Below are 23,649 nucleotides of genomic sequence, written 5' to 3'. Positions count from 1 at the left end.
TGACGGCGCCACCCCGCGCGGCGATGTCGCGCGCATAGGCGCGGCCCAGGCCCCCGCCCGCCCCGGTGATGAGGATGGTGCGGCCGGTAAAGTCGATCCTGTCCATGCTCATCCCAGTTGCGCGATGATCTGCGGCAGGTCGGCGGTGGTGCGGATGCCCGGCGGCGCATCGCAGACCGCCGGAATCGCATTCACCGCGCGATGGGCGGTCAGGCCCGGGGTGAAGGCGGCATAATCCTCCGGCGCGACCGGGAAGCTGATGTGGACGTCGAGCGGCGTGTCGCCCTCCACCCGGATACGCCAGCCGGACTCGCGCAATTCCCAGTCCGGCCGGTCGATGTCGCGGGTGCAATACCAGTTGGCGCGAAAGCGCAGCACGGCCTTGTCGCCCTGCATCCCCGATATGGTGATGCGCTGGGCGCCGACCGTGCCGGCGGCGATCGTGCCGGCCGCGATCGCCACGTCGCGGGTCGCCGCCGCCATTTCGCCAAACGCCTCCCACCGATCGACCGCAATGCCGGCGGCGTCGGCCAGCTGGGCGAGCGAGCCAGCGAAATCATGCTTCACATAATCGACCTTGCGCTGATCGAAGGCGGTCGGCGCGACGCCATAGCCCATGATGTTGAACAGCAAATCGGGCGAATCCCGGCTTTCCATGTCGGCAAACTCGTCGATCGTCAGGCAGTCGTGCCGGCGCGAGAGCGAGAGCAAGGGAATGGTCAGCGCCTCGGTCACGAAGCCGGGGCTGGAGCCGGTGCTGTAGATCGAGCTGTTGCCGGCCTGGCAGGCGGCCTCGATCCGGACGCGGACATCCAGGTCCATGGAGGCGGGGTGGTGGAAATCGCCGCGCGTGGTGACGACATTCTTGCCCGATGCCAGCAGCCGGCACAGTTCGTCGATATCGGTCCCCTGCCGCATGTAGAGGACGCAATCGGCCGGCGTCGCGACCAGTGCGTCGACATCGCTGGTGGCAGTGATGCCCTGCGGCGCGACGCCGGCAAGCGTGCCGGCATCCTGCCCCGCTTTCGCCGCCGAACTGACCCACAGGCCGGCCAGGTCCAGCCCCGGATGCTCGATCACCGCGCGCAGGGCGCGGCCGCCGATATTGCCGGTGGCCCACTGGATCACCCGATAATGCTTGCCCATCGCCATCCTCTCCCTTGCCGCCCGATCAGAATTTGACGCCGGCCTGAACGCCCCAGGTCGCGGGCGCGCTCCAGACATTGCCGATGCCGAAATTATTGCTGAGCACCTGGGTGCGGTAACGGCTGTCGGTGACATTGTCGCCGAAGACGGCCAGCGAGAAACGGTCGCTGGCGTCGGTCCATTCCGCGCGCAGCGCCAGCACCTCATAGCCCTTCTGCGCGAACTGGGTGCCGGACGGGCCGAAATAGAACTTCGAGGTGTAATAGAGATTGCCCGACAGGGCGAGCGAACCGCCCGCCAGGTCCAGCGTGTAGCGCGCGCCGACATTGCCGGTGAAGTCGGGCGTGCGCTGCATATGCACATCGTTGAGCTGGGTCGGCACGACGACGAAGCTGATCCCCTGCGCCGCGCAACTGGCGAGGGTGCAGCGCGTATAAATCGGCGCATCCTCGAAATTGGTGTAGCGCGCATGGGTATAGGCGGCGCCGACATTGAACTGGAACCGGTCGGTCAGCCGATAGGAGAGCTGGCCTTCCAGACCATAGATTTCCGACGAGGCGGCGTTGATGATCTGGGCCGAGGGCGGGTTGCCGCGATAGAGCGACACCTGCAGATTCTTGTAATCATAATAATAGGCCGACAGATCGACCGACAGGCGGCGATCATCATATTTGAAGCCCGCTTCAAAGGCGTCGATATCCTCCGGCGCGACCTTGTTGCCGGTATTGCCGCCGACGTCGAGAATGCCCGACTTATAGCCCTTGCTGTAGGAGGCGTAGACGCTCGATTCCTCGCTGGGCTTGTAGCGCAGCACCGCGCGCGGCGTGAACTTGTTGCCCTTGAGGTCCGGCACATAGGTGCGCACGCCGGAGAAGGGGATGATATAATAGGCGTCGCCGATCCTGTCGTGGCTGTACCGCCCGCCCACCGTCAGGAACAGGTCGGGCGTGAAGGCATAGGTGAGGTCGGCAAAGGCCGCATAGGATTTGCTGTTCGTGCCCGAACCGCCCAGCGCAATGCTGGCGAGCGGATCGCCGGCGGTCGGCGTGCCGACGCGCGTGCCCCATCGGTCCTTGTTGTTGAAGTAGAAGAGGCCGGCGGTCCATTGCAGCGGCCCGCCCGCCTTCGAGGTCAGCAGCAATTCCTGCGAGACGGTCTGGCTGCGTACCGGAATATGCAGCAGGAAGATATTCGCCGCCGTGCTGTCCAGATCCTCGACGATCAGCGAATTTTCGTCGCGATACTGGGTGTAGGAGGTGAGGTCGGCAAAGCCCAGGTCCGCCTTCAGCGTGCCCTGGATCACATCATTATTCGACAGGAATTCGGTCGGGCCGCCGGTCGCCACGTCATCATGTTTGGTCGCGTAGAGGCTGGGCGGCAGGTTGGTGCCCGCGCCGCCAATATCGTCGCCGACATAGACATTGGTGTTGAGCAGGGTCGGATCGTCGGTGTCGCTATGGGTGTAGCGCAGCAGCAGCGACACGGAATCGCTGAGGTCCGCCTTGATCCCGGTTCGCACCGACCAGTTGCTGTAGCGCCCGTCCCGGTCGCTGCCGGTGGTGATATTGTGGACGAAACCGTTGCCGCGCCGGAACAGTGCCTCGACATCCATCGCCACATCCTGGACCACGCCGAAGGTGGCATAGCCCTGCACCGCCAGGCTGTTGAAGCGGCCATAGCTGACCTTGAACTCGCCCGCGCCGTCGCTGCTGGGATCGGCCGTGGTCAGCAGGATCGCGCCGCCGGTGGTGTTGCGACCGAACAGGGTGCCCTGCGGTCCTTTCAGCACCTGCACGCTTTTCAGGCTCATCAGCTGGAAATCGGCGGCCAGCGGGTTGGGCGAATAGAAGCCGTCGACATAGATGCCGACATTGGCGCCGCCGCCCGAGCTGGCGACCGCCGTGCCGACACCGCGAATGGTCGGCTGGACGAAGGCGGCGGCGCTGTCGAAGCGCAGCGCCGGGGTGACGGTGGCAATGTCGGTGAGCTGGCTGGCGCCGGCGCTGGTCAGCTGATCCTGGGTGACGGTGGTGATGCTGATCGGCACGTCGCGCGACAATTCAGCGCGGCGCTGGGCAGTGACGATGATCAGATCCTGGTCATTCTGGGCCGGCGGCGGCGCCGCCTCCTGCGCGACGGCCAGTTGCGACACGGTGGCCAGCAGCATGGCCGCGCCAATGCCCGACGAACGAATAAGCGTCTTCCGATGGATCATCCTTGCCTCCCATGATCGGTGCCGGTGGTCCGGCCTTCCCTATGGGCGGCATGATAAGGCCGAGAACCGCGGTCTCGCGCGCAGATAAGCGGCCGGCGGCTGACTCATCGCCTCGGCGTTGCCGCGCACGGTTCAGGGGCCAAGATATCCGATCGTATCCTGTCGCGGATCGGGCGAGTCCGCGCGCCAGCGGACCGATCCGAACGGCCGCTCCAGCCGCCGCCGCACCCGCACCTCGCCAGCCTTGCGGTCGAAGGCGCGCGCCACCTGCTGCGCCAGCTTGTCGGCCTGGGTGAAACGATCGCGCATATGGAGATAATCGCCCCAGGTCGGGCATTGATAGCGCTCGGTCCACAGCGCGGGATTGGCGATGTCGCGCGCGATCGACCAGTTGAAGCCGCCATTGCGCATGCGGGTGCGCTGCACCTCCACCATCGCCGCATAGAAATCGCGCGCCTGGTCGGGATCGACATCATAGTCGATCTCGATGATGACCGGGCCAGAACGCCGGGTGAGCGCCATGCCGACTTCCGGTTCGCCCGCGATGACGAAGGGCTCGACATCCGCCTCGCTGGTTTCGGGCAGCGGCAACAGCCAGCCCACGAGCGGCAGAATGGCCAGTGCCAGTCCCGATCCATAGAGGGCGATGTCGACCGACCAGCTTTGCGCCACCAGCCCCCAAAGCAGCGCGCCAATCGCGATGCCGCCGGTCAGCGCCGAGGAGAAAAGCGACAAGGCCCGCGCCGTGACCCAGCGCGGCGCCGACAGCTGCACCGACACGTTGAACAGGGCGATGGTCAGGATATTGGCGCCGCCCGCAACCAGCAACGCCAGGCAGGTGAGCGGCACATGGCGGCTGACCCCGACCAGCGCCAGCGCGATGCCGCTGACCAGCGCCAGCACGGCGGTGGTCCGCTGCGTTCCGAACCGATCGCGGCACGGCCCGACCAGCAGCGCCCCCAGCACGGCCCCCACCCCGCTGGCGCCCAGCAACAGGCCATAGACGCTGGCATCGCCGCCCAGCAGGTCCTTTGCCACCAGCGGGGCCAGCGCGGACGCCGACGCCCCGGCCAGCCCGAACAGGAAGGCGCGCAGCAGCACCGTGCGGATCGCCCCGGCATGCAGCGCATAGCGCATGCCCGACACCATCGCCCGGTGGAATTGTTCGGGCGGCAGGCGCGCAGGGACATGACGTCGCTGCCAGGCGAAGAAGGCGAGGAACAGCGGCAGATAGCAGATGGCGTTGATCGCAAAGGCGGCATGGGCACCGGCCGCCAGCACGATGATGCCACCCAGCGCCGGGCCGAAGCTGCGCGCGACATTATAGCTGATCGTGCCGAGCGCCACCGCCGCAGGCAGCAGGCGCGGCCCGACCTGTTCGCTGATCGACGCCTGCCAGGCCGGCGAATAGAGCGCGACGCCGGCGCCGATCAGCGAACAGAAGGCAAGCAGCATCCAGGGCGAACTATGCCCCGTCCAGGCCAGGAAGGTCAGCAGCGCGGCGCAGGCCATGGAGAAAGCGAGGCCGCTCATCGCGATCCGCCGGCGGTCGAACATGTCGGCAAAGGCGCCGGCGGGCAATGTCACCAGCATCAGCGGCAGCATCATCGCGGTCTGGACCAGCGCGACCATGCTGGGCGACGCACTCATCCGCGTCATTTCCCATGCCGCGCCAACGCCCAGGATCAACTGGCCGAAATTGGAGAGAAGGCTGGCGGTCCAGATGCGGCGGAACACCGGTTCGCGCAGCGGCGCGAAGCTGCCGCCCGTCGCCTGCGCGACTTCGCCTTGCGCCATCCGTCTCCCTCCTCATCATCTGCCCGTCCAGCCTGCACCAGCCGGGCGGCGCAGGCCAATCGGCGCGCGATCAATCGCCGGTGCGATTGGGGGCCATCCCGCTTCCATGCGATAGGATGCGAGAGCCGCGCCTGCGGGAAAAGAGACCGGGAGAAGATGCTTGACCGACGCCTATATCATTGATGCCGTCCGCACCCCGCGCAGCATCGGCAAGATGGGCAAGGGCGCGCTGTCGCACATGCACCCGCAGCATATTGCGGTGGCGGTGCTGAAGGCACTGAAGGATCGCAACAACCTCGACACCGCCGATGTCGACGACATCATCTGGGGCACCAGCGCGCAAATGGGGCTGCAGGGCGGCGACCTTGGCCGGATGGCGGCGCTCGATGCGGGCTATGACGTCAAGGCTTCGGGCGTGACGCTGGATCGCTTCTGCGGCAGCGGCCTGACCGCCACCAACCTGGCCGCGGCGCAGATCATGTCGGGCATGGAAGATCTGGTGATCGCCGGCGGCACCGAGATGATGTCCTATGTCACCTGGTACGGCCAGTCGCTGCGCGAGGCCGGCGTGAAGGCGCCCGGCGGGCTTGGCACCGGCAATATGCGCTTGCAGGACAAGCATCCCCAGTCGAACCAGGGCGTCGCCGCCGACGCGATCGCCGCGATGGAGGGCATCACGCGCGAAGATCTGGATGCCTTTGGCGCCGAAAGCCAGCGCAGGGCAGGCATTGCGCTCAAGGAAGGCCGCTTCGCCAAGTCGACCGTGCCGGTGCATGACGAGGATGGCAGCGTCGTGCTGGACCATGAGGAATATCCCCGCCCCGACACCACCGCCGAGCAGCTTGCCGGGCTGAAACCCGCCTTTGCCGCGTTCATGGACATGCCCTCGCGCCAGGATGGGCCGACCTTCCGCCAGCTCATCAACCAGAAATATCCCGATCTGGCGATCGAGCCGCTGCACCATGCCGGCACCTCGTCGGGCGTGGTCGATGGCGCCGCCGCGATCCTGCTCGCATCGAAAGCCTATGCCGACGCCCATGGGCTCAAGCCCCGCGCGCGGATCGTCGCGACCGCCAATGTCGGCGACGATCCGACGCTGATGCTGAATGCCCCGGTTCCGGCCGCGCGCAAGGTGCTGGCCAAGGCCGGGCTGACCGTGGCCGACATCGATGTGTTCGAGGTCAATGAAGCCTTTGCCGTGGTGACGGAGAAGTTCATCCGCGATCTGGGCGTCGACCGGGCCAAGCTCAATCCCAATGGTGGCGCGATTGCGCTCGGCCACCCGATCGGCGCGACCGGGGCGGTGCTGATCGGCACCGCGCTCGACGAGCTGGAGCGCAGCGGCGGCCGCTATGCCCTGATCACCATGTGCGCGGCCGGGGGCATGGCGCCCGCGATCATCATCGAACGTGTCTGATCGGATCGTCCGGCCGCCGCGCTGCGCCGAACAGGAGGAGGCTGCTTTCGTTTCGCCGCGATGGCGCTATGCTGCGCGAACAATGGAAAGCCTGCAGGACAAGACACTCGCCGACAACCCGCCGGCGCTGATGCGCAACGCGACGATGAAGCTGACGATCATCGCGCGTCAGTTGCGCGCGCATTTCGACCAGAGCGTGGTGCGGCTGGGCGTCACCCGCTCGCAATGGACGGTGATCGCGGCGGTCGCGCGCTATCCCGGCACGACCCAGCGCCATATCGCCAACCTGCTGGAAATGGCCGAGGCATCGGCCGGGCGGCTGATCGACCGGCTCTGTGCCGACGGCCTGCTGGAGCGGCGGCAGAAGGATGACGATCGGCGCGCCCATGCCGTGTTTCTGACCGAGCGCGGCCAGGCGATCACCATGCAGCTGTCGGGCATAGCGCAGGAGAATGAGGAGGTCGCCTTTGCCGGCTTCTCGGCCGAGGATTTGAAGCGCCTCAACAGCCTGCTCGACACGATTTCGGAAAATATCGTCAAGCCCTGAAGGCCGCCGGCGCCCAGGCGTCCCCCTTTCCCGGACATAAAAAAGGGCCGCTCCGGCAAGGAGCGGCCCATTCGCTATCGGCCGGCGCAGGGGAGGCCGCGCCCGGCGATCTCTTAGTGCGCGGTCAGCAGATCCTTCTTCGACAGGCTGGTGGTCAGCTTGCCGTCGGCGGCGGTCAGGCTGGACGCCGGCACGTTCACCATCTTGCCGTTGAGGATGATCTGGGCGTTGCCGTCGGCCGCGACGCGATAGATGGCGGCCAGACGATCGCCGCCGGCGGTGTAGAGCATCTTGCCCTTGTAGTCGGCGGCGGCAGTGGCCGCGCTGATCTGAACGGCTTCGCCAGCGGCAGCGACCTGCGGCAGGGCGGCAGCGGCGAGGGAGAGCGACAGGGCGATCTTGGCGAAACGAGTCATGGCACAACCTCTTCAACTAAAAACCGGTCGGGGAGATATATCCCCTTAACACTAAGCTAGGTTAGCTATTGTTGGCGATAATGTCAACCTAGCTTAGTATTTATTTTTGCATGTGCGAACAGCGGCTTGAGCGGGCAGACAAAAGGCCGCGTCCATATGGAACGCGACCTCTTCGTGCCATGGACGCAGCCCCGGAGATTCAGCGCGGCGGAAAGCGAATCGCGCCGTCGATGCGGAACAGCTGGGCGTTGATGTAGCTGTTGCGCGTGATCTCCAGCGCCAGCCCGGCAAATTCCTCGGGCTTTCCAAGGCGCTTGGGGAAGGGCACGCTGTTGTTCAGGCTTTCGTACATGCCCGGATTCATATCCTTGAAGCGCAGCATCGGCGGCGTCGCAAAGATACCCGGCATGATCGCATTGACGCGAATCCCCAGCTCCATCAGGTCGCGCGCCATCGGCAGCACCATGCCGTTGACCCCGGCTTTCAGCGAGCCATAGGCGACCTGGCCGACCTGGCCATCCTGCGCCGCAGCACTGGAGGTCAGGAGGATGCTGCCCCGCTCGCCATCCTCCAGCGGGTCGAGCGCGGCCATGCCGAGCGCCGCGATCGAGGCGATGCGATAGCTGGCGACCAGCACGCCCTCGGCCGAAATCGCATAATCCTGCGTCGACATGCGCTTGAAACCGCCGGTCTCCTTGTCCTTCGACACGGTCTTGCCGCCCTTCGACACGACCGCGCAATGGACCAGGATGCGTTCCTGCCCCTGCGCCGCCCGCGCCGCCTCAAAACCGGCGAGCACGCTGTCTTCCGACATGATGTCGACCTTGCAGAAAGTCGCGCCGACCTCCGCCGCGATCGCCTGGCCGCTATCCTCGTTGATATCGAAGATCGCGACCTTCACGCCGGCTTCGCGCAGCGCCCGCACCGTCGCCAGCCCCAGGCCCGACGCGCCGCCGGTCACGACCGCGGACAGGGAAGAGTCGAGTTTCATGGCATGTCTCCCACATCTGTTTTCGGACCGGCTATGGCACAGCAACAAGGCGGCTCAACCCATGACCCCGCCGACGCCGGCAATATCGCTGCGGCGCTAGGGGGCCGGGGCGCATCGCGATAGCGATAGCAGGCCCGCCGGACTTGCGGCGACCAGCGCAGCTTCTACCCTTTCCCCAACAGGTCGCATCATGCGGCGAATGAGGGGATGGCTGATTTTATGACCCAGGTGATGAAGGGGGTGCGCGTTCTGGAAGTGGCGCAGTTCACCTATGTGCCGGCTGCCGGCGCGATCCTGGCCGACTGGGGCGCGGACGTCATCAAGATCGAGCATCCGGTGCGCGGTGACACGCAGCGCGGGTTCCTGAACATGGGCGGGGTCCAGCTCGATCCGCTGCGCCACACCTTGTTCGAGCATCCCAATCGCGGCAAGCGCAGCGTCGGCATCGACCTGTCCACCGAAGAGGGCCAGGCCGTGCTCTATGAGCTGGCCAAGAGCGCCGACGTGTTCCTCACCAACTATCTTCCCCAGGTGCGGCAGAAGAACAAGTTCGACATCGAGCATATCCGCGCGGTCAATCCCAACATCATCTATGCCCGTGGCAGCGCGCTGGGCAACAAGGGCCCCGAGCGCGAGGTGGGCGGCTTCGACGGCACCTGCTTCTGGTCGCGCAGCGGCGTCGCCCATGCGATGACGCCCGAGGAACTGCCCGGCCCTCTGACCCAGGGCATCCCCGCCTTTGGCGATTCCATCGGCGGCATGTTCATTGCCGGCGGCATTTCCGGCGCGCTGTTCCACCGCGAAAAGACCGGCGAGGCGGTCGAGCTGGACGTCTCGCTGCTGTCGAGCGCCTGGTGGGCGTCGGGCGCGCTGATCGCACAGGTGATGGAGACCGACATCCTCACCCGCAACGGCATGCCGTCGTCCGGCGGGTCGCTGCGCAACCCCTTCATGGGCAATTTCCGCACCTCGGACGGCGGCACGATCAACCTGTGCATGGTCAGCCCCACCGGCCTGATCGCCGACACCTTCGCCCATGTCGGCGTGCCCGAGGCGGCCGACGATCCGCGCTTCAAGGATGTGCTGTCGCTGATCGACAATGCCGGCGCGGCCAGCGACATATTGGTCAAGGCTTTCGGGGCGAAGCCCTTCGCCTATTGGCGCGAGCATCTGAAGACGATGAAGGGGCAATGGGCACCGATCCAGAGCTTCAAGGATCTGCTGACCGACGAGCAGGCGATCGCCAACGACATGATCATCGAGGTCGAGGGCGCCGATGGCGGCGCGCCGCTGCGGCTGGTGCGCGGTCCGGTGCAGTTTGACGGCCAGCCGGTGCAGACGACCCGGTCGCCCCAGGCATCCGAACATACCGAGCTGGTGCTGATGGAACTGGGCGTCGAGTGGGACCAGATTGAACAATGGAAGGCCAGCGGCGCTATCGCCTGAAGGGGCGGACGTCGGGGGGCTGGAAGGCAGGAATGATATGAAACCGGGTACGAAACTGAAGAGCGCGGTGTGCGACACCGAAGTGATGGTGATCCGTGCCGGCACCGGCACGATCGAATGCGGCGGCAGCGCCATGGGCGAAACCAGGCCGGAGACGGTCGGCACGCCCGCCGCCGATTTCAGCGCCGGCACGCTGATGGGCAAGCGCTATGTCGATCCGGCCGGCAGTTTCGAGCTGCTGTGCGTCAAGCCGGGCAAGGGTTCGCTGTCGGTCGACGGCGTGGCACTGAGCCCCAAGGACGCCAAGCCCCTGCCCGCTTCGGACTGACGCCCATCCCATGAACATCGCCCTGTTCCTCGAAATGGCGGCTGATGCCGCGCCCGACCGCATCGGCCTGGTCTGTGACGGCCAGCGCTGGAGCTATGCCCGGCTGCTGGCTGGCGCGCGCGGCGCCGCCGCGCTGATCCGGGACAGTGGCTGCAGCCATGTCGCGCTGCTGGACGAAAGCAGCGAGGCGGCGGCGATGGCGCTGTTCGGCGCGGCGATCGCCGGCGTGCCCTATGTGCCGCTCAACTATCGGCTGGCCGACGCGGACCTGGCCGCGCTGTTGCAGCGGATCACCCCGGCGCTGATCGTCGGCGATGTCGCGCGGGTGGAGCGGCTCTGTCCCTCGGCCGACAACAAGGTGCTGGCGCGCGCCGATTTCGTTGCGGCCGCGCTGGACGCTGCAGCCGATGCACCGACCGAGGCGGACGAGGGCGATGGCGTCGCCATCCAGCTCTTCACCAGCGGCACCACCGCCGCACCCAAGGCAGCCATCCTGCGCCACGCCAATCTGGTGTCCTATATATTGGGCACGGTCGAGTTTGGCGCCGCGCCGGAAGAGGATGCCGCGCTGGTCAGCGTGCCACCCTATCATATCGCCGGCATCGCCGCCCTGCTCAGTTCCATCTATGCGCTGCGCCGCATCCTACTGCTGCCGGCATTCGATCCGGCCGCCTGGCTGGACCTGGCGGCGGGCGAGCGGGCAAGCAATGCCTTCGTCGTGCCGACCATGTTGTCGCGCATCATCGAGACGGTGGACAAGGGCAATCAGCCCGACCTCAGCAATCTGCGCGCGGTCGCCTATGGCGGCGGCAAGATGCCGCTGGAGCTGATCCAGCGCGCGCTCGACCTGTTTCCCGATACCGGCTTCACCAACGCCTATGGCCTGACCGAGACCAGCTCGACCGTCGCCTTGCTGGGGCCGGACGAGCATCGCGCCGCCCATGTCGCGACCGATCCCGCCGCCCGCGCCCGGCTGGCCTCGGTCGGCCGGCCGCTGCCGACGGTCGAGATCGAGATTCGCGACGAGGAAGGCCGCTGCCTGCCTGCGGGCGAGCCGGGTGAAATCTATGTCCGCGGCGACCAGGTGTCGGGCGAATATCGTGAGCGCAGCGCGCTCGACGCCGATGGCTGGTTCCCGACCCGCGACGCCGGCTATATCGATGCGGAGGGCTATCTGTTCCTGTCGGGCCGTGCCGACGACGTGATCGTGCGCGGCGGCGAGAATATCTCGCCCGGCGAGATCGAGGATGTGATGCTGGCCCTGCCCGCCATCGCCGAAGCGGCGGCGGTCGCCATCCCCTCGGCCGAATGGGGCGAGGCGGTCGGCCTGATCGTGGTCGTGCGCGACGGGCATGAAGCGCCGGCCGACGAGGAACTGAAGCAGGTCATCCGTGCCCGGCTGCGTTCTTCGCGAGTGCCCGAGCGCGTGCTCTTTGCTAAGAGCCTGCCCTATAATGAAATGGGCAAGCTCCTCCGCCGGGAAATCAAGAAGCTGTTCGCAGCCTGACATGGCTCTCGCCCTGCCGCTTGCCGGCTGGGCCGAGATGCAACTGGAGGCGATCCGGGCGATGGCGGGAACGCCGGCGCTGGCGGGTTTGAGCGGCGCGCAACTGCTGGGCGAGCGGGCGGCGTTGAATGGTTTTTCGATACCGGGCCGGCGCTCGGCCGGTGGGGGATGCCGGCTCTACGACGTGATCGACGGGCAGGTCGCGCTGACCCTGGCACGGGCCGACGACCGGGACTTGATGCCGGCGCTGTTCGGCGATGTCGGCATCGAAAGTGACAGCGATATTGTCACAGCCTTTGCGTCGACGCAGGCGTCCTCGATCGTGACACAGGGGCGGCAACTGGGCCTTGCGATCGCGGCAATCGACGAGGTGCCGGCCAGCCCCACCTGCCGCCTGATGGTGACAGGAGGTGCGCGGCCGACGCGCGATGGGCCGCCACTGGTGATCGACCTGTCGGCGCTCTGGGCCGGGCCGCTGGCCGGGCATCTGCTGGGGCTGGCGGGCGCGCAAGTGATCAAGGTGGAGAGCCGCAACCGGCCCGACCGGATGCGCGCGGGCGATCCGCTGCTGTTCGCGCGGCTGAACCAGCACAAGGCCAATGTCGCGCTCGACCTGCGCGATGCGGACGACCGCGCAGCCCTGATCGCGCTGATCCATCGCGCCGACATGGTGATCGCCGCCGCCCGGCCGCGTGCGCTGGCGCAACTGGGGATCGATGCCGATGCGCTGGTGCGCGACGTGCCGGGGCTGGTCTGGGTGACGATCACCGGCCATGGCGCGGAGGGAGACGCCGCCCATTGGATCGGCTTTGGCGATGATTGCAGCGTCGCCGGGGGACTGAGCGCTGTGCTGCGACAGGCGAGCGGGCGGATCGGCTTTGGCGGCGATGCCTGCGCCGACCCGCTGACCGGGCTCCATGCTACGCGGCAGGCATTGGCACAGTGGCATAGCGGCACCGGCGCGCATCTGCTGCTGTCGATGAGCGCCGTGGTGGCCGAGGCAATCGACTGGGAACGGGCGCGCGACGCAGCGGGCTTCACCGCGACGCTGCAACGCTGGGCCGCGGCCGAGGGCGCCCCCTTCCCCGCCGTTGCGCAGCGAACCACGGGACCGGTCGGGGCGCTGGGACAGGATAATGGGGCCTGGCTATGCTGATCCGCGATGCCGAACCATGGGGCAAGGGCCGCCCCGACCTGCGCATCGCCGAGGGGCGGATTGCGGCAATCGGCGCGCTTGCGCCCCTGCCCGGCGAAGCGGTGATCGACGCACGCGGCGGCGCCCTGCTGCCCGGCCTGCACGACCATCATATCCATCTTGCGGCCTATGCCGTCGCCCGCGCCTCGCTGCCCTGCGGGCCGCCGGCCGTGACCAGCGAAGCCGATCTGGCCGCCGCGCTGGCACGGCCGGGCGAGGGCTGGCTGCGCGGCATCGGCTATCATGAAAGCGTCGCCGGCCTGCCCGATGCGCGGGCGATCGACCGGTGGCAGGCGGAACGGCCGGTGCGCATCCAGCATCGATCGGGGCGCATGTGGCTGCTCAACAGCCGGGCGCTCGACCTGCTGCTCGAACTGGATGCGCCGCCACCGGGGCTGGAGCGGATCGACGGGCGCTGGACCGGACGGCTGTTCGACGAGGATGGCTGGCTGCGCCGGGTACTGGGCGGCACGCCGCCGGCGCTGGATGCGGTGGGGACCGAACTGGCACGCCATGGCATCACCGGCGTTACCGACATGTCGCCCGGCAATGACGGCGCGGGCCTTGCCTGGTTCGCTGCCGAACGTGCAGCCGGCCGCCTGCCGCAGCATCTGGTTGCCGCCGGCACGCTGGCGCTGGGGGATGCGCCGTCGCCGCCGGGCATCACGGTCGGCCCGGCCAAGCTGCATCTGCATGAAAATGCCCTGCCCGACTTCGACCAGTGCGTCGCCTTCCTGCGCGCCGCGCATGATCAGGGTCGGGCGATCGCCAGCCATTGCACGACCGAGACCGAACTGGTCTTCACCCTCGCCGCGCTGGCACAGGCCGGCGCGCGGCCGAGCGACCGGATCGAACATGCCGGCATCACCCCCGATGCGCTGCTGGAGCAGATGGTCGACCTCGGCGTGCAGGTGGTGAGCCAGCCGCATTTCATCGCCGAGCGCGGCGACCAGTATCTGCGCGATGTCGAACCGCGCGAGCGACCCTTGCTCTATCGGCTGGGCGCTTTTGCCCGCGCCGGGCTGGTGCTGGCGGCGGGCAGCGACGCGCCCTATGGCGTCGCCGATCCCTGGGCGGCGATGCGCGCGGCGGTGTCGCGCAGGACGGAGAGTGGCGCGGTCATCGGGCAGGACGAGGCGCTGACACCCGAGGCGGCGCTGGCGCTCTATCTCGCCGATCCGCTGGACCTGCGCCAGCAGCGTGTCGTCGCCGTCGGCGCGCCGGCCGACCTGTGCCTGCTCGATCGCCCATGGGCGCAGGCGCGGGAGCGCTTGCTGGCACAGGATGTGGCAATGACGTGGATCGGTGGATCAATCGTCCATGATTGTGTCGACCAGACCCCAGCCTAGCGCCGTGCGGGCATTGATCCGCTTGCCCGACAGAATCATCAGCGCCGCGCGCTGACGCCCGATCCGCCGGCTGAGCGAGACGCAGCCGCCAGCGCCGGGGATGATCCCCATCGCCAGTTCGGGCAGATGGAACCAGGCGTCTGCGCTGGCTGTGATGTGCCCGGCAAAGGCCGCCATTTCCAGGCCCGATCCGACGCAGCCGCCCTGGACATGGACCGACAGCCGATCGGCGCAGCCCAGCAGTGCATGGGCCGGCAGCGTCTGCATCCTTATATCATGGGCGGCGGCCGGATCGCGCGTAGTGCCAAATTCGCCGAGGTCCGCGCCGGTGCAGAAGCTGCGCCCCGCGCCGCGCAGGCTGACATGGCTGATATCGGGATCAAGCGCAGCAACGTCGAACGCCGCGCGCAGCCCGTCGCGCAGATCGCGGTCGATGGCGTTATGAGCATCGGGTCGATCGATCAGGATCGCCAGCCGGTCGCCCTCCCGATCCACCTTGATCGTGCCGGGCGACTGCACCGGCGCGGGGACTTGCGTGGCGAGCCAGCGGGCGTGGCCGGCGCTGCCCTGAAGCACACCATAAGCGAGCGATTCCGCGACCAGCGCCTGGGCGGGGGCCAGCCTGTCGATCAGCCGCAACAATTGCACCAGCACGCGCGCCGCTTCGGGCTGGGCCATGATCTGCTGGGTGATCGCACCGAGCGAGACCGGCAATTCGACCAGCGCGTCGAGCCGGCGCGCGAGCGGATGGGTCGGGTCACCGATCCCCAACAGGGGAAAGGGCGGCAGGTGCAACGGCGCATCGCTGCGCGGCGCCCGATCGAGATCGACCAGCCCATAGGGCTGCGCATCCCCGGTCCAGGGAAGGGTCAGGCCATCGGGGTCGATCAGGGCGGCAGGGCCGGGCATGGGTGGCAGGGTAGGACCGGGCCGAAGCGCGGCAAAGGCGGACGCAGCACTGATCGCCACGGCGTTGCGGACAATGGCTGACCAGCGCCGCGCCCTGCCGCAATATCGCGCCATGGAGACGGATCATCCCAGTCTGCGCGCGCTCGCCGCCGCCGCCCTGCAACGGCCGGCCGATCAGGCAGCGATCCTTTATGAGGGCGAATGGATCGCTTGGGGAACGCTGTGCGCGGTAGCCGAAGAGATCGATGCGGCACTGGATGCGAGCGGCATTGCCCCGGACGCCCCGATCGCGTTTGTCGCGCGCAATCGGCCGGCAGCGCTCGCCGCGCTGCTGGGCCTGATCGCGCAGGGGCGGACGATCCGCATGATCTATGCCTTTCAGTCGGACGCCGCCATCGCCCGCGATCTGGCGCGCATGGCGCCCGCCGCGCTGGTCGCCTTTGCCGAGGATATCGGGCCGGAGATTCGCGCGGTGCTGGCCGCCGAAGGCATCGTGGCGGTCGCGATCGACGGCATGACTGCGGCTGCGCCGCCGGGTCATGAACATGCCGCGCCAGAAGTTCAGCAGCGCCACGGCCCCGCCGCGCCACAGATCGAGATTTTGACCAGCGGCACCACCGGCCCGCCGAAAAGCTTCGCCGTGCCCTACGCCCTGCTGGAACGGCATTTCCTCTCGACACCGCTGACCCGGCAGCAGGCGGATGATCCCCAGGCCGCACCGCCCTTCCTCCTCTATTTTCCGCTCGGCAACATCACCGGCCTCTATTCGACCCTGCCGATGCTGCTGCGCGGGCAGCGGGTCGAGCTGCTGGAGCGCTTCTCGCTCAGCGCCTGGCATGCCCATGTGCGGCGCTGGCGGCCCAGCCATGGCGGCCTGCCGCCGGCCAGCGTGCAGGCGGTGCTGGACGCCGACATAGCGGTCGAAGACCTCGCCTCCCTGCGCGCGATCGGCTGCGGCGCGGCGCCGCTCGATCCCAGCGTGCAGCAGGCGTTCGAGGCGCGCTACGGCATTCCCATCCTGCTCTCCTATGGCGCCACCGAGTTCGCCGGTCCGGTGGCATCGATGACCGCCGCGCTCCATGCCGAATGGGGCACCCACAAAATCGGGTCGGTTGGCCGCGCCATGCCGGGTGTTGAGCTACGCATCGTCGATCCAGACAGCGGCATCCCGTTGCCGCCCAACAGTGAAGGTCTGTTGGAAGTCATTGCACCGCGAATCGGCCCGGACTGGATTCGCACGTCCGACATCGCCCTGATCGATGCCGATGATTTCCTGTTCCTGCGCGGCCGGGCCGACGGGGCGATCATCCGCGGCGGCTTCAAATTGCTGCCCGAATCGATCGAACGCGCGCTGATGCTGCACCCCGCCGTCGCCGAAGCGGCGGTGACAGGCATGGCGGATCACCGGCTGGGGCAAGTGCCGGCCGCCGCCATCCGGCTGCGCGCCGATTTTGCTGCACCCGCCGTCGCAGCATTGGAAACGCATGTGCGCCAGCATCTCCCTGCCACCCATGTTCCGGTAAAATGGCTGTTCGTCAGCGACTTACCGCGCACCCCATCGCTCAAGACCGACCGCCGCGCACTTCAGGCGCTGTTTGCGAATATGTCGCCGGAAACGGAGAATGAGACAGAGAATATCACATAAACGAGGGCATCTCATTTTTTGTTGACAGCCTCCCGGCGTTAGTGAACAACCATGTTCAATAACGAAGGAGAGGAACCATGGCTCTGATCGAGTCCCATAAGCCGAGGGTAGCCAAGACCGAGTCCAACAAGGCGAAGATCGCCAAGCGCGTGGTCGAGGTCCTGGAATTTTTCGACGAGGATCATCCGCAGGCGACGGTGATGGACATTGTCCGCCGCTTCGACCGCCCGCAGTCGAGCACGTCCGAATTGCTGTCGAGCCTGGTCGACTTGGGCCTGCTCCACAAAGATCCCGGTTCGCGCGCCTATTCGCCGACCCCGCGCGCCGCGATGCTGGGTGCCGCGATCCAGCCGCGCATGGTACGCGATGGCGTCCTCAACGGCCTGATCGATCGCCTGTCGGCCCAGACCGGCCTTGGCATTGCCGTGTTCGGCATGGTCGGCCTCAACATCCAGATCGTTCACTGGCGCGCCGGCAAGAAGGCGCTGCGCACCTCGGCCAATAACGGCCTGGCCGGTGGCCGCCAGGAACGGCTGACCGACTCCGCCGCCGGTCTGCTGATGCTGTCGACCGTGCAGCAGCCGCGCCGCGACGGCCTGATCCGCCGCCTCAATGCCGAAGCGCCGCAGGAGCGCAAGTTCGTCTTCGCCGATGTCGCCGGCCAGGTGCAGCGCTGCCGGGACGAGGGGCATATCAGCGGCTTTGCCGGCTTCGGTTCGATCGCCGACGTCACCGCCATGCTGCTGCCCCACATGCCCGACGGCCAGCCGCTGGCGATCGGCTTCGTCTATGAACCGTCCGACCAGATCGACGCCGCCGGCCTGCAGCGCACGCTCAGCGAAGCGGTCCGCCGCTCGGTCGAGGAACAGTCGCCGGCCGCCTCCGTCCAGCCGATCTTCGAATCCGCCAGCTGGCAGGGCGCGCTGGAGGTGAAGCATGGCTGATGTGAAGGACAAGGACGTCGCCGACGCCCAGGCCGCGCGCAAATATTGGTCGGCCGAAGGCTATACCGAAGGCGGCGTCATCCGCGAGGTCGATTACAGCACCCAGTCGGGCGGGCTCGACCCGTCGCTGGCCGGCATCAAGATCGTCGATACCGATACCCATATCACCGAGGCGCCGGACCTCTTCACCTCGCGCGCGCCGGCCAAGTACAAGGCCAAGGTGCCCTATGTGAAGCAGGACGCCGACGGGGTCGAACGCTGGTATGTGGGCGACCGCAATTTCGGGTCGATGGGCGGCAACGTCATCCGCGCCGACAATAACAAGCTGCTCGGCCGCCTTGCCTTCCCCAAGCTGGCGCAGGCGCATCCGGGCGGTCACCTGATCAAGGAACGGCTGCAGGCGATGGACGATATGGGCATCTATGCCCAGATCGGCTTCCAGAATTCCGGCGTCACCCAGGCCGGTTCGCTGATGTCGCTGGGCGACCCCGACCTCGCGGTCGCGATCATCCAGATGTATAATGACGCATCGGCCGAATATCAGCAGGTGTCGGGCGAACGCATCTTCAACATGGCCCATCTGCCCTTCTGGGACCAGAAGGCGATGGAGACCGAAGCGCGGCGCTGCGTCGACATGGGCCTGCGCGGCTTCGTGCTGCCCGACACGCCCGAACGCGTCGGCGTGCCGAGCTTCCTCAATGATTATTGGACGCCCTTCCTGGAAATGTGCGAGGCCGAAGGCCTGCCGCTCAATTTCCACCTCAATGCGGCGATCGATCCCAATACGCTGACCTGGGACGGCTTCGGCTTTGAACAGACGCTGTCGGTGGTCGCGACCATGTTCTCGATCGGCAATGCCGCGACGCTGGGCAACTGGATGGTGTCGGGCCAGCTGGACCGCCATCCCAAGCTGAAGATCGGCCTGATCGAAAGCGGCGCGGGCTGGGTCCCCTTCGCGATCGAGGCGCTGGAGCATCAGTTCGACGAAATGCTGCCGAGCAAGGTCGGCCTGCTCAACAAGCGGCCGTGGGAATATTTCCGCGACCATTTCTGGGTCACCTTCTGGTTCGAGAAGGTCGCGCCCAAGCTGCTGCTGGAAACGATCGGCGTCGACAAGGTCATGTTCGAAACCGATTTCCCGCATCCGACCTCGCTCTATCCGGGCGTGCAGGAACATCTCAAGGATGTGCTGGGCGGCTACGACTTCGCGGTGAAGAAGAAGGTGCTGCAGGACAATGCAGTGAACCTCTACAAGCTGCCCTTCTAAAAGGCAGCAGACCGAACGAAAAAGGGGCGCTCCTGCCGGGAGCGCCCCTTTCCATTAGGGGGCAGTCGTCGAAGACTGCCATTTGTGAAAATGGAGACGCGAAAGCGCTCCGCCGCCAGACAGATGATGGCGGCGAAGGGCCATGAGCGCGGCAATGTCGGTCAGTCCAGCGGCTTGGGTGCGCCCGTCCCCATGTAGCGGGACAGGTTATAGTGCAGGCTGGCGACTGCCCGCTCCATATAGGGGTTGGGCTGGGTGCCGCGGAAGCCGACATTCTTCATGCCCTGCTGCACTGCCTGCATATTGGTAAAATCCTGCTGCAGCACCGGCGGCCATTGCTCCGCGCTGGTATATTCCCATTCGGTGGCGGGCGTTTCCGCTTCCGGGAAAAGTTCATAGACCGCCGCCTCGAAAATGCACTTGTCCGGGTCCGCGCCATAGGGGCGGGCCGAATAGCAGAGCATGTTGTTGACGGCATGGCCGATCTGGAAATTGGGGAAGATCTGCCAGGCGGTGCCGCTTTTCGCCGTATGGGCGGGTTCGACCACCGGCCAGAAGACGCCACGCTTCTCGTCGTCGGCGCGCGCGGTTGCGAGCCAATGCTGCAGCACCTGTGGCGCAGGCGTGCCCTCGGGCAATTCGTCCTTAAGCCGCTGGGCGGCGGCGACCAAAGTCATGGTGGTGTTGGTATTGGCATTTTCCCAGGTGAAGAGCTGCATTTCCGCCGTCGACAGGCGCGGGTCTTCGCCTGAACCGATGCGCAGCTTGGCTTGGTTCTCGTCCATATTCTTGGGCGCTTCATAGCCGATATTGGTGTGCAGCCCATGTTTGCGCGCCCAGCCGCGAAATTCGCCAAAGGCGTTGAATTCGGGATGGGTGGTCTGGACATGATAGGTCTCGCTGAACGCCTCCATCGCGACCTTCCAGTTGCAGTCGAAGATGATCCATTTGCGCCAGCGATAACGCATATTCTGGAGGCCGAAGGGATCGAGCATGTCGGGCACCACGCCCAGATAATCGGCGAGCGGCCCGCAATCGGGATCGAGGTTGATCCAGGCCCAGCCGCCCCATGTGTCGACGCTGACCTTGCCGAGCGCGGTGCGCTGCGCCGTCAGCTTGCCCTGCCAGTCATCGGCATGATTGGCGAAGGTGCATTGGCCCTGGCGGTCGAAGGTCCAGCCATGGAAGCCGCAGATGATCGACTTGCGGTTGCCGCGCGCGTTGCGCTGGTCCGCTGGCGTGTCGATCAGGCGGCGGCCGCGATGCGGGCAGACATTATGATAGGCGCTCAGCTCATCCGGCCCGGTGCGCATGATGATGACCGAATCTTCGAGAATGTCATAGGTGACGAAATCGCCGACATTCGGAATATCCTCCAGCCGGGCCGCCTGCAGCCAGACCTTGCGCCATAGCCGCTCCTGCTCGGCGCGGGCATAGTCCTTCGACACATAGGCTTCGACCGGGACGATGACCGGCTCGATCAGATCTTCGCCGGGCGTGCCGATGCTGCTGATTTCGTTCATGGCCTATTCCTTCTCCATTTCACCCTTTTGCCATGCCCGCGTCACCCGGACTTGACGATTTCAGACAGTCGGGCTCAGCGCCCGGTCCATTGCGGCGTGCGTTTTTCGGCAAAGGCGCGCGGTCCTTCCTGCGCGTCCTGGCTGTTATAGGTATGTTCGGAGGCCGCGCGGGCAGCCTGCAACGCGGCGGCGCGGCCCATCTCGGTCGCCAGCATCACCGTGTCGCGCCCGGCCTTCACCGACAAGGGCGCACCCTCCAAAATCTCCGCGGCCAGATCGAGCGCCGCCTGCATCAGCGCCTCCGGCTCGGTCAGGCGATTGACCAGGCCGATCTCGTAAGCGCGCTGGGCGGTGATCGGCTTTCCGGTCAGGATGATCTCCATCATGATCCGCTGCGGGATCATGTGAATGAGCGGCGCGGCCCAGGGCGAACTGCGCCCGACCTTCACCTCGGTAATGGCGAAGCGCGCGGCCGTGCTGGCAACGCACAGGTCGCAGGCCTGGGCGATCATCCAGCCGCCGGCAAAGGCGACGCCGTTCACCGCCGCGATCGTCGGCTTGCTGAGTTCGATACTGTCATAGGGCAGCGGGAACATGGCGCGCGGCGGCACGGCCATGCCGGTGTCGACCATTTCCTTGAGGTCGCCGCCCGCGCAGAAGGCCTTGTCCCCCGCGCCGGTCAGGATAGCGACGCGCAGCGCCGGATCAGTCTCGAACCGTTGCCAGGCGGCGCGCAGCCCTTCGCGCACGTCGCGACCCAGGGCATTGCGCTGGTCGGGGCGGTTGATGGTGAGGATGGCGATGCCGTCGGGCCGCGCCTCGAACAGGACTGCGTCGGTCTGCGCTTCGGGCATCAATACCCCCTCTGCTGGATGATATGGGCCGCCCGCTCCAGTTCCTCGCGGAAGGCGGGGTCGGCGATGGCGATCAGGCGGCGGGTGCGTTCGGCGAGTGTCTGCCCTTTCAGTTCCGCCGCGCCATGTTCGGTGACGATGATGTCGACATCGCTGCGCGCGGTGGTGACCGGGCCGGACAGGCTGGGCACGATCTTGCTCAAACTGCCGCCCTTGGCCGAGGCGGACAAAGCGATGATCGAGCAGCCGCCGGGCGAGCGGGCGCCGGCGCGGACGAAATCGACCTGGCCACCGGTGCCGCCCAGATAGGCCGCCCCAGACTGTTCGGCATTGACCTGGCCGGTCAGGTCCACCTCCAGCGCACTGTTGATGGTGACGAGGCGGGATAAGCGCCCCAGCACGGCGGCATCATGGGTGTAGCTGGTGGCGCACATGCGGATCGCGGGATTATTGTGCGCCCAGTCATAGAGGCGGCGGGTGCCGATCAGCGCGCCATTGATCGAGATGCCGGTGTCGATTTCCTTGCGGGCGTTGGTCAGCACGCCGGCCTGCGCCAGGTCGACCAGCCCGTCGCCCAGCATGCCCGAATGGACGCCCAGGTCGCGCCGGTCGCCCAGCAGTCGCAATATCGCGTCGGGCACCGCGCCGACCCCGGTCTGGATCACCGATCCGTCGCCGATATAGGCGGCGCAGTGGCGGGCGATCGCCTCGTCGGTCTCGCTGATTGTCGCGGGCGCCACCTCGACCGGCGGGCGCGACACGGGGATGGCGACGTCGATCGCCGAGGCCGGGATCAGCTCGCCCGGCACATAGGGCACCGCTTCGTTGATCTCCGCGATCACCACCCGCGCCTTGTCCACGGCGGCGCGGACATAGTCGCCGATCAGGCCGCAGCTATGATTGCCATCGGCGTCGGCCGGGCTGAGCTGGATCATCGCCACGTCGCAGCCGATGATGCCGGCCGTGATCATCGGCGCGACCTGGCTGACATGGATGGGGATGACCTGCAGCTTGCCGGCTTTCGTCATCGATCGCAGCACGCCGATCGCGCCGATGGAGGAAAGGCGGAAACTGTCGGCGCTCTCCGGCGTGAACAGGCCTGAAAAGCTGGTGGCGATGAAGGCGGACAGGTCGCGGACATGCCCCCCCTGTTCGATCAGCGCGCTGACCAGGCTGACCGGCTCGCCGCAGGCCTGGCCAAAGACGATGCGGTCGCCGCGCCGCAGATAGGGGGTGAGGTCGATCACGAGGCCCCGGCCTGGCGCAGCAACTGCTCGGCGCGGCTGAGATAGGGGCGGTCGAGCATACCGCCCTTGTAGCCGATCGCGCCGACGCCGGGATTGGCGGCGAAGATGTCGACGATCGCCTGCGCTTCGGCGATTTCCTCTTCGGTCGGGGTGAAGGCGGCGTTGATGACATCGACCTGCGCCGGGTGGATCGCCAGCATGCCGCGATAACCGTCGCGCCGCACCTTCTCGGCCCGCGCCTTCAGCCCGTCGAGATCGCGGAAGTCGCCCTGGATCGTCTCGATCGCGGTGACGCCGGCGGTGGCCGCGCCCAGCAGGCACATGGAGCGCGCCAGTTCATAGGTGAAGCCATAGCTGCCATCGGCATTGCGGTTGGAACTGGCGCCAATCGAGTCGGCCAGATCCTCCGCGCCCCAGGTCAGCGCCACCACGCGCGGCGCGCCCTTGTAATCGCCGGTATGGAACATGGCTTCTGCCGTTTCGGTGACCAGCACGATCAGCGGGGTCGATCCCCGTTCGATGCCATGCGCCGCCTCGAACGCGGTCAGATAATGGTCGAGCCGTTCGACATCCTGCCGGCCATAGACTTTGGGCAGCATGATGCCGCCCGGCCGCGCCGGCATGATCGCGGCGAGATCATCGAGCGTATAGGGGCCATCGAGCGGATTGACCCGGACCCAGAGCCGCTCGCGCCCTTCCGGCCTGGCGGCGAGGAAATCATGCACCATCTGGCGGGCGAGCGGCTTGTTCTCGGTCGCGACCGCATCCTCCAGGTCGAACAGCGCGATGTCGGCGGCGCTGTCCGCCGCCTTGGCCATCTTCTTCTCGCTGTCGCCCGGCGCGAACAGCCAGGAGCGCATCTTGATCGGCAGCGTCATCTCGTCTCTCGCCTCAATAGGATTTGGG

General features: G+C 66.8%; 20 protein-coding genes. 10 read left to right on the top strand and 10 right to left on the bottom strand.

The genetic code is table 11. From position 1 onward, the window contains the following. Window positions 1-108: 108 nt before the first annotated feature. From CG471_RS22200 to CG471_RS22190, 3 genes are all read right to left on the bottom strand, one after another. Window positions 109-1,146, bottom strand: a complete 1,038-nt coding sequence (locus CG471_RS22200; protein ID WP_099233786.1) for a dihydrodipicolinate reductase — start codon at window positions 1,144-1,146, stop codon at window positions 109-111. Window positions 1,147-1,171: 25 nt separating this feature from the next. Then, complete coding sequence (locus CG471_RS22195) at window positions 1,172-3,361, bottom strand: TonB-dependent receptor (protein WP_099233784.1); 2,190 nt, start codon at window positions 3,359-3,361, stop codon at window positions 1,172-1,174. 132 nt (window positions 3,362-3,493) lie between these two features. Continuing rightward, entirely contained in the window at window positions 3,494-5,158 is a 1,665-nt protein-coding gene (locus CG471_RS22190; RefSeq protein ID WP_099233783.1) for an MFS transporter, read from the bottom strand. Window positions 5,159-5,318: 160 nt separating this feature from the next. Between CG471_RS22190 and CG471_RS22185 the strand changes: the two genes are divergently transcribed. Together CG471_RS22185 and CG471_RS22180 are read left to right on the top strand one after the other, a co-directional pair. Then, window positions 5,319-6,575 (top strand): acetyl-CoA C-acetyltransferase, encoded by a 1,257-nt coding sequence (locus CG471_RS22185; RefSeq protein WP_099233782.1) that lies wholly within the window; start codon window positions 5,319-5,321, stop codon window positions 6,573-6,575. Between the two features lie 82 nt (window positions 6,576-6,657). Beyond that, entirely contained in the window at window positions 6,658-7,122 is a 465-nt protein-coding gene (locus CG471_RS22180) for a MarR family winged helix-turn-helix transcriptional regulator (protein WP_004209468.1), read from the top strand. A gap of 113 nt (window positions 7,123-7,235) precedes the next feature. On the opposite strand, the gene CG471_RS22175 is transcribed toward CG471_RS22180, so the two are convergent. Then, on the bottom strand, window positions 7,236-7,538 hold the full coding sequence (locus CG471_RS22175; RefSeq protein WP_099233781.1) for a hypothetical protein: 303 nt from the start codon (window positions 7,536-7,538) through the stop codon (window positions 7,236-7,238). A 199-nt stretch (window positions 7,539-7,737) separates the two neighbouring features. Then, entirely contained in the window at window positions 7,738-8,529 is a 792-nt protein-coding gene (locus CG471_RS22170) for an SDR family oxidoreductase (protein WP_099233780.1), read from the bottom strand. Between the two features lie 219 nt (window positions 8,530-8,748). Here CG471_RS22170 and CG471_RS22165 point away from each other — a divergent pair, with 219 nt between their 5' ends. Genes CG471_RS22165 through CG471_RS22145 form a run of 5 tightly spaced genes read left to right on the top strand, consistent with a single transcriptional unit; the run spans window position 8,749 to window position 14,354 of the window. Continuing rightward, window positions 8,749-9,975: a CaiB/BaiF CoA-transferase family protein gene (locus tag CG471_RS22165; RefSeq protein WP_099233779.1), complete on the top strand. Its 1,227-nt coding sequence runs from the start codon at window positions 8,749-8,751 to the stop codon at window positions 9,973-9,975. A gap of 37 nt (window positions 9,976-10,012) precedes the next feature. Beyond that, the gene (locus CG471_RS22160; protein ID WP_099233778.1) at window positions 10,013-10,303 is read left to right on the top strand and encodes a hypothetical protein; all 291 of its coding nucleotides are present in this window, start codon (window positions 10,013-10,015) and stop codon (window positions 10,301-10,303) included. A 10-nt stretch (window positions 10,304-10,313) separates the two neighbouring features. Beyond that, window positions 10,314-11,810, top strand: coding sequence for a class I adenylate-forming enzyme family protein (locus CG471_RS22155; protein WP_099233777.1), 1,497 nt, complete (start codon window positions 10,314-10,316; stop codon window positions 11,808-11,810). Between the two features lies 1 nt (window position 11,811). Beyond that, the gene (locus CG471_RS22150; RefSeq protein WP_099233776.1) at window positions 11,812-12,966 is read left to right on the top strand and encodes a CoA transferase; all 1,155 of its coding nucleotides are present in this window, start codon (window positions 11,812-11,814) and stop codon (window positions 12,964-12,966) included. Continuing rightward, window positions 12,960-14,354 carry an amidohydrolase family protein gene (locus CG471_RS22145; protein WP_099233775.1) on the top strand — a complete coding sequence of 465 codons (1,395 nt, stop codon included), beginning with the start codon at window positions 12,960-12,962 and terminating at the stop codon, window positions 14,352-14,354. The genes CG471_RS22150 and CG471_RS22145 overlap by 7 nt, the downstream gene beginning before the upstream one ends. On the opposite strand, the gene CG471_RS22140 is transcribed toward CG471_RS22145, so the two are convergent. Further along, window positions 14,316-15,377, bottom strand: a complete 1,062-nt coding sequence (locus CG471_RS22140) for an enoyl-CoA hydratase/isomerase family protein (RefSeq protein ID WP_257211649.1) — start codon at window positions 15,375-15,377, stop codon at window positions 14,316-14,318. The two genes, CG471_RS22145 and CG471_RS22140, sit on opposite strands and share 39 nt — an antisense overlap. Between CG471_RS22140 and CG471_RS22135 the strand changes: the two genes are divergently transcribed. From CG471_RS22135 to CG471_RS22125, 3 genes are all read left to right on the top strand, one after another. Next, a complete protein-coding gene (locus tag CG471_RS22135) occupies window positions 15,337-16,908 on the top strand; it encodes a class I adenylate-forming enzyme family protein (protein WP_099233774.1) in 1,572 nt (523 codons plus the stop codon). The two genes, CG471_RS22140 and CG471_RS22135, sit on opposite strands and share 41 nt — an antisense overlap. A 77-nt stretch (window positions 16,909-16,985) precedes the next feature. Then, complete coding sequence (locus CG471_RS22130; protein WP_004209457.1) at window positions 16,986-17,852, top strand: helix-turn-helix domain-containing protein; 867 nt, start codon at window positions 16,986-16,988, stop codon at window positions 17,850-17,852. Next, window positions 17,845-19,119 carry an amidohydrolase family protein gene (locus CG471_RS22125; protein WP_099233773.1) on the top strand — a complete coding sequence of 425 codons (1,275 nt, stop codon included), beginning with the start codon at window positions 17,845-17,847 and terminating at the stop codon, window positions 19,117-19,119. The genes CG471_RS22130 and CG471_RS22125 overlap by 8 nt, the downstream gene beginning before the upstream one ends. A gap of 161 nt (window positions 19,120-19,280) precedes the next feature. On the opposite strand, the gene CG471_RS22120 is transcribed toward CG471_RS22125, so the two are convergent. The 4 genes from CG471_RS22120 to CG471_RS22105 all read right to left on the bottom strand — a co-directional run bounded on the left by CG471_RS22120 (window position 19,281) and on the right by CG471_RS22105 (window position 23,621). Then, on the bottom strand, window positions 19,281-20,642 hold the full coding sequence (locus tag CG471_RS22120; RefSeq protein ID WP_099233772.1) for an SRPBCC family protein: 1,362 nt from the start codon (window positions 20,640-20,642) through the stop codon (window positions 19,281-19,283). Between the two features lie 74 nt (window positions 20,643-20,716). Then, window positions 20,717-21,496: an enoyl-CoA hydratase/isomerase family protein gene (locus tag CG471_RS22115; protein WP_099233771.1), complete on the bottom strand. Its 780-nt coding sequence runs from the start codon at window positions 21,494-21,496 to the stop codon at window positions 20,717-20,719. Beyond that, window positions 21,496-22,743 (bottom strand): acetyl-CoA hydrolase/transferase family protein, encoded by a 1,248-nt coding sequence (locus CG471_RS22110; RefSeq protein ID WP_099233770.1) that lies wholly within the window; start codon window positions 22,741-22,743, stop codon window positions 21,496-21,498. Before CG471_RS22110 ends, CG471_RS22115 begins: the two co-directional genes overlap by 1 nt. After that, window positions 22,740-23,621 carry a CoA ester lyase gene (locus CG471_RS22105; RefSeq protein ID WP_069335484.1) on the bottom strand — a complete coding sequence of 294 codons (882 nt, stop codon included), beginning with the start codon at window positions 23,619-23,621 and terminating at the stop codon, window positions 22,740-22,742. Before CG471_RS22105 ends, CG471_RS22110 begins: the two co-directional genes overlap by 4 nt. Window positions 23,622-23,649: the final 28 nt, after the last annotated feature.

This window comes from Sphingobium sp. IP1, assembly GCF_002708645.1.
Taxonomy (GTDB): Bacteria; Pseudomonadota; Alphaproteobacteria; order Sphingomonadales; family Sphingomonadaceae; genus Sphingobium; species Sphingobium yanoikuyae.
This window is presented reverse-complemented; position numbering and strand designations above follow the sequence as displayed.